Genomic DNA, 5,986 nt, shown 5'->3' on the forward strand with positions numbered 1-5,986 from the left:
ATGTTTATTCAAGTCCATACATAATCCTCCTTGTTGCCATGTTAAATTAAGCTGTTCAATTCCTTTTCCAGTTTTTTCGCTGCATCAAGGATCTTATGCTGGTCACTTTCAGAAATGGGCTGAACTGTTCGTTTACCTACTAATAATACCCCTTTGGGAACACCTTTAAATTGAATCGGAACCGCGAAGGCGCAACGGAGATTTTCCGCAAGCATGATGGGATAATCTAAAGCTTTGCCGTGGATATTATTGGGGAAACCCTCAATCTTCATCGGCGTCCCCGTTGATATGACCCTGCCTGCAATTCCTTTTCCATATCGAACAGTTATCCTTTTGTACTTATCATTTCTGTTGCCGGCGGCATAATGCCAGCTTATATCAGGACCTTTTCTGTTTTGTAAGGCAAGTCCTACAAAATCACCGTTCATTTCATCTAATACATATTCACACGCTTTTTTAAATGGTTGTTCCTCTTTCGATTTACTGTCCAAGTTAAATTCCATACCCTAATAACCCCTTTTTTAAAGCGAATGCAACAAGTTCATGCCTTGTTTTCATCTTGAGCTTTTCCATTAGGTTTCCTTTATGGCTTTCAACCGTTTTCACGCTTATGACAAGCTGTCCGGCAATTTCTTTATTGGAAAACCCTTTCGCAATCAACGTAAGTACCTCTTTTTCACGGTCAGACAACAGATTGATGGAATCAGCGGTTCCCTGCTTCACACTGCCTAAATATTCTTCCATTACCCTTTTTGTTGCAGATGGATGAAGGTAAGCATTTCCGTTTGATAAAGATCGGATGGCTACCAATAGTTCTTCATGGGGTGCACTTTTTAAAATACAGCCTGAAGCCCCGGCTTGAATGGTTCTGAACAAATATTCATCATCATCATGCATGGTAAGTATCAATATGGCTACCTCGGGCATGAGTTTCTTCAGTTCTGAAGTAGCCGATAAGCCATCTTTTCCATGTGGCATGCTTAAATCCATGACTACCACATTAGGCTGAAGCTCTAGTGCTCGTTGTATTCCTTCATTCCCCTCTGAAGCTTCCCCAATGACTTCCATATCAGGATGATTGTTTAGTAGCATCTTTAAGCCCATTCTTACAACGGCGTGATCATCGCAAAGCAAAATTTTTATCAAAGCAGCTCCCCCTAGCTTTGTTCGTGTTTGTATCGTTATATGAAACAACAAGGGGGATTGCACAATTCGCAAACCCCTTGTTTAGCATTTTAATATAATGGCAGAGAAATCTCTATAGAAGTCCCATGATCTACTTTTGAAAAAATGGTACAATTCCCGCCAATCAAATGCATTCTTTCACACATGGCGGCAAGCCCGCTCAGCTTATTCATGGCGGCTTCAACCTCAAATCCTTTCCCTGAATCTTTTATCATGATTAATAACATGCTTTTTTCCCATTTGAATAGTATACTTGCTTTTGTTGTATCAGCATACCTTGCTATATTCACCAATGCTTCTTGGCAGACCCTGAAAAGTGTAATGCTATCTCTATCAGAGATTTGCGATTCAATTCCCAGATTCTCCATCTCAACCTCAATACCATAGGTTGAGGTGTATATTTTCATGTAGCTTTTAATAGCTGAAATAAGCCCAAAAGTCGTAAGGGTAGGAGGATGCAATTCTACAGCCAAAAGCCTGATTTCTTGAATTGCCTTCTCCAATAGCTGTTTCATATCACCTGCATAAATTCTCATGGCAGGCTGTTCGATTGCCGTTTCAATGAGCTGCATTCCGGAAAAGAGACTGGAAAGGGACTGCCCCACACCTTCATGAAGCTCCATCGCAATTCTTTTAATCTCTTCTTCATGTGTTTGTATGATATAAGAACTGATGTTGTTTTTAAGTGGCTGAGTATTCATTCCCACCCTCCTTTTTCAATTGTCGCTGATTATTGGCGATGCAAAATGCTGCATGCTCCCCCAATTACGCTTTCGGCAGAGTGGTGAGAAAACTGACGTATACCTTTTTTCCCACCTGAAACCTAGCATTAGAACTTCTAGTTCTTGAAAACTCCAATTCAGCCTTCAAATCCAATCATTTAATGCGCGCAGTTCATTTTATGCTTTTTTCACTCTATGACTTGAAATGTCACTAAACATACCTGCATATTGAACGACATCCCCGGCATCATTCTTTATCGAACTAATGGTCAGCCATTGCAGATATTGCTGTCCATCCTTTCGGCTATTCCAGATTTCACCTTGCCAAAATCCATTTATCTCAATGGATTTCCACAAATCCTCATAAAAAGTTCGAGACTGTTTACCCGACTTAAGTATACTAGGGTTCTTACCAATTACTTCATTTTCCTGATAACCCGTAATACTGCAAAACGACGGGTTTACTGAAATGATCTTACCGGTGGTATCGGTAATTAGAATCCCTTCTATTGTATGATCGATCACTTCTTTGGCAAGCCCCATTTTGCCTTGGAAATACATCCAAACAACTAAAATCAAACTTGCAAGGGCAACTTCCGACAACGCCATGAACCCGATTGCATAATGTCCTGTGATATTGAATAACAAGGATAAAATTAATGGCGGAAAAAAACCACCCAAACCGCCCATAGCGGAAACGATCCCATTCACAATACCAGCCTGCTTTTGGAAATACATCGGCACCAGTTTAAAAATAACACCATTTCCCATTCCGGCACATAGGGCAATACTCAAACAGCCAATAGTGTACCAGCCAATTGATGGAGCAAAGGATAGGATCATCGCTGAAACTGTATACACTCCAAAAACGAACATGAGCAGAATGAGAGAATGAAAACGATCTGCAAGCCATCCGCCAATTGGTCTCATAAGGGTAGCAAGAACAATAAAGCCTGCTGTCCTTAAACCGGCATCAACCTTATCCAATCCAAAGTTAGCTACAAGAAAATTTGGCAGATAGATAGTAAATGCAACAAAAGAACCGAATGTTATAAAGTAAAATAAACTTAGCATCCATAGTTTTTCATTTTTGTAGACACTCTTCACTTGTTCTAAAAGCGGTGTTTTTACTTTCAGCTCTTTTTTATCCCCTAACAGAAAGTTACCTGCAATAAAGACCGCCAAGATCACAAGATAAAGCTGTACAGTTGTTGACCAACCAAAATTCTCAGCTACAACGGGTGCTGCAAATGCCGATACTGCCGTGCCCAGGTTTCCTGCACCGTAAATTCCATTTATAAAGCCATGACGTTCCTTTGGATAATACTTAGGTAAAGAGGTTACTCCAACAGAGAATACGGCTCCTCCAATACCAAGGAAAAGTCCTCCAATCAACAAATCGACAAGGGAATCGGCAATGCTGATATAATAAACAGGGAACAATAGTAACATAAAGCTAATCAGGAAAATTTTCCTGGCTCCGAACTGATTGGCGTAAAAGCCAAGGGGGATACGAAGTACAGATCCCAAAATAACAGGAACGGCTGTCACCAGGGCAAGCTGACTCTCCGGTATAGCAATATCTTCTTTAATAAAGGGCATCAGGGAAGAAATTAATACCCATACCATAAATCCGACTATTAAGTTTAAAGTCTGTAATGGAAGCTGTATTTTCTTAATCATTCTGATCACTCTCTCTTCTAATTACATATTGTAAACCCGTGTTTGCGTCAAAAGCTGACCACTCATTTTTATTTCGAACCATATTGCATGTCAGGGGAACAGCGAAAAAATTCAGGTGATCAAAATAAATGCGTAAATGGGTCATGTCAGGACAAATCTCCACCTTATCGATCGTTTTAGTAACAAAAGGCGCTTTATCCTGCCCATCATCATCCAAGATTGCCACTCTGGCTTTTTCCGAGACTAATGATTGTAAACCGTCCAAATTAATGTGTCCCACATGTATTGCACCCTCTCTTTGCACTGTATACATTCATTTGAAAACCCTGCAAATATTCCCAGAATGTATCTTCTGCATGATTCTCGATAAATTCAATTGTTTCCACTACAGACTCCCAATTGCTCATTCCCTTTACTTCGGCAACTACAATATCTGCCCCATCTATTGACTTTTCATCTAAATACCAGTTAAGACGGACATCTTTAAAAAGGTCTGAAAGGAGCTTATCGATTTCAGCAGCAAAATTTCCAGTTGCTTCTTTTACAAAACAAAAATCAAAATATGTTTCACTGTTCATTTGATTCACGCCTTTTCGTTTTTCGTTTTTTTATAAGTAAATAACGCTAAGGGAAACACCACTATGTTTAATCCCCCAAATATTAGTACATTTATATAATTTTCATAATAAAATTGGTGAACCATAAATTGGGTAAATACAATATTCATCATCAAGAAAGCACAAAGCAATGCGACACCGATGTACTTAAACTTCATAACGCTTCACCCTTACAGCGTATACTGCGCCATTTTCAACTTTCACTTGAATTTCAGGCAGGGGCCTCCTTGGAGGTCCGGCAGTTGGAGCACCTGTTTCAACATCAAATTTCCCATGATGGCAAGGACAGATCATTTCACCTTCTTCTTTCACCCAAAATACCGGGCAACGAAGATGTGTGCATGCATTTTGGTATGCTACGTATTTCGTTTCAGACAATCTGATCAAAATGGCATCATCATGATCCCCTGGAAATTTAAAATCCACTGCGTCACCAATTGGAAGTCCGCTTACATTAGTTATTTTTTTGTGAGGATACTCCTTTTCCCCAAGACCCATCAATTCTTTAGCCGCAATCGCTCCCCAAGGAAGGGATGAAATCGCGAATACTCCTGCAGCTCCCACTAGTGTTTTCATGAACCCTCGTCTATCGAGCTTTCTTTCATTATCCCGTTCAATATTATGGGTGTAATTATCTTCATTAAAGGGGATTTTATTATTTTTATCCGACGGCATATAAATCCCTCCTAAAATAGCTTTTCAATTCCTTGTAAAATACCAGGCAAATTTACCTTAACGTTCGTTTCACCTTCAAGATAAGGCAGGCTACTCACCCATTTTCCATTATCTAGATTAAATTGTTTTTTTCTATTTCCAATTTCCTCATCGGTGAGCCATTGAAGTGTGTTGGATGGACAAACACTTGCACACATTGGCGGGATACCGTTTTTTGTCCGGTCAATACATAAATCGCATTTATACATTAAGTTTTGCTCTGTGTCAAATTTTGGTATTCCATACGGACAAGCGATCGTACAGTTTTGGCAGCCAATACATTTTTCAACTAGAGCTGATAAGACGGCCCCTGTCTCATGTATTTGGATTGCCTGGGCAGGACAACTTCTTGCACAGGCCGGATTCACACAATGGAGGCACATAAGAGGCATCGTCTGCCGATTGACCAGAGGGTTTACATCATAAACGTAGTTCCTGTTCCGCTCTTCATGACCTCCGCATTGTGTACAAGCAGCAAGGCATGACCGGCATCCTATGCAGTTTTCAAGTTCTAAATAGAGCCTCTTTTTCATTTATTGCACCTTCTTTATTTCGACTTTTTCCATTTGAGCCGCACAGACCTTAAACTCCGGCATACGGGATATTGGGTCAAGCGCTGCGATCGTTAATAGGTTGATAGATTGCTCGTGCCCAAAGTGGTATGGAACAAATACAGTGTCCTTACGAATTGCCTCGGTAATTTTCACTTTATAGATTGCCTCGCCTCTCCGGGTGTACAGGCGGACCTTATCCTCATGGTCCATATTGTATTTTTTTGCTGTTTCCGGATGCACTTCGACGTATGGCTCCGGGCACATATCACGAAGAAACTGGATTCTTCTCGTCTGGTTTCCAGATAAGTAGTGGTAAACGACACGACCGGTTGTTAAACGAAGTGGGTATTTTTCATCTGGCTCTTCAGCAGGGGGACGGTAAGGAAGCGCACAAATTTTCGCTTTCCCGTCTGCGTGATAGAATTTTTTATCCAGGAACATATGCGGCGTTCCCATATCATTTTCATCCTTACAAGGCCAAAATACTCCGTCCTGTTTGTCAATCTTATCC

9 protein-coding genes are annotated in these 5,986 nt (G+C 40.5%); all 9 read right to left on the minus strand.

Features of this window, described 5'->3' with window-relative positions; genetic code table 11:
- Window positions 1–41: 41 nt before the first annotated feature.
- Window positions 42–503 (minus strand): GAF domain-containing protein, encoded by a 462-nt coding sequence (locus AC1DVB_RS24610; RefSeq protein WP_034312603.1) that lies wholly within the window; start codon window positions 501–503, stop codon window positions 42–44.
- A complete protein-coding gene (locus AC1DVB_RS24615) occupies window positions 493–1,146 on the minus strand; it encodes a response regulator transcription factor (RefSeq protein WP_034312606.1) in 654 nt (217 codons plus the stop codon). Before AC1DVB_RS24615 ends, AC1DVB_RS24610 begins: the two co-directional genes overlap by 11 nt.
- Window positions 1,147–1,235: 89 nt before the next feature.
- Window positions 1,236–1,886 (minus strand): sensor histidine kinase, encoded by a 651-nt coding sequence (locus AC1DVB_RS24620; protein ID WP_034312609.1) that lies wholly within the window; start codon window positions 1,884–1,886, stop codon window positions 1,236–1,238.
- A 198-nt stretch (window positions 1,887–2,084) separates the two neighbouring features.
- Window positions 2,085–3,590, minus strand: a complete 1,506-nt coding sequence (locus tag AC1DVB_RS24625; protein WP_057275957.1) for a nitrate/nitrite transporter — start codon at window positions 3,588–3,590, stop codon at window positions 2,085–2,087.
- The gene (locus AC1DVB_RS24630) at window positions 3,583–3,870 is read right to left on the minus strand and encodes a hypothetical protein (RefSeq protein ID WP_098187641.1); all 288 of its coding nucleotides are present in this window, start codon (window positions 3,868–3,870) and stop codon (window positions 3,583–3,585) included. Before AC1DVB_RS24630 ends, AC1DVB_RS24625 begins: the two co-directional genes overlap by 8 nt.
- Window positions 3,857–4,168 carry a hypothetical protein gene (locus AC1DVB_RS24635; protein WP_054396283.1) on the minus strand — a complete coding sequence of 104 codons (312 nt, stop codon included), beginning with the start codon at window positions 4,166–4,168 and terminating at the stop codon, window positions 3,857–3,859. Before AC1DVB_RS24635 ends, AC1DVB_RS24630 begins: the two co-directional genes overlap by 14 nt.
- 186 nt (window positions 4,169–4,354) lie before the next feature.
- On the minus strand, window positions 4,355–4,882 hold the full coding sequence (locus AC1DVB_RS24640; RefSeq protein ID WP_057275960.1) for a Rieske (2Fe-2S) protein: 528 nt from the start codon (window positions 4,880–4,882) through the stop codon (window positions 4,355–4,357).
- Window positions 4,883–4,893: 11 nt separating this feature from the next.
- Window positions 4,894–5,454: a 4Fe-4S dicluster domain-containing protein gene (locus AC1DVB_RS24645; protein ID WP_057275961.1), complete on the minus strand. Its 561-nt coding sequence runs from the start codon at window positions 5,452–5,454 to the stop codon at window positions 4,894–4,896.
- Window positions 5,455–5,986 (minus strand): molybdopterin oxidoreductase family protein (locus tag AC1DVB_RS24650; RefSeq protein ID WP_477591393.1); only part of this gene is annotated, 532 nt, incomplete at its 5' end.

It is taken from the genome of Peribacillus sp. P4_D6 (genome assembly GCF_056401795.1).

Coding starts and splice junctions, on each gene's coding strand:
- AC1DVB_RS24610 (WP_034312603.1), bottom strand. CDS start 503: ATGGAATTTAACTTGGACAGTAAATCGAAAGAGGAACAACCATTTAAA.
- AC1DVB_RS24620 (WP_034312609.1), bottom strand. CDS start 1,886: ATGAATACTCAGCCACTTAAAAACAACATCAGTTCTTATATCATACAA.
- AC1DVB_RS24625 (WP_057275957.1), bottom strand. CDS start 3,590: ATGATTAAGAAAATACAGCTTCCATTACAGACTTTAAACTTAATAGTC.
- AC1DVB_RS24635 (WP_054396283.1), bottom strand. CDS start 4,168: ATGAACAGTGAAACATATTTTGATTTTTGTTTTGTAAAAGAAGCAACT.
- AC1DVB_RS24640 (WP_057275960.1), bottom strand. CDS start 4,882: ATGCCGTCGGATAAAAATAATAAAATCCCCTTTAATGAAGATAATTAC.
- AC1DVB_RS24645 (WP_057275961.1), bottom strand. CDS start 5,454: ATGAAAAAGAGGCTCTATTTAGAACTTGAAAACTGCATAGGATGCCGG.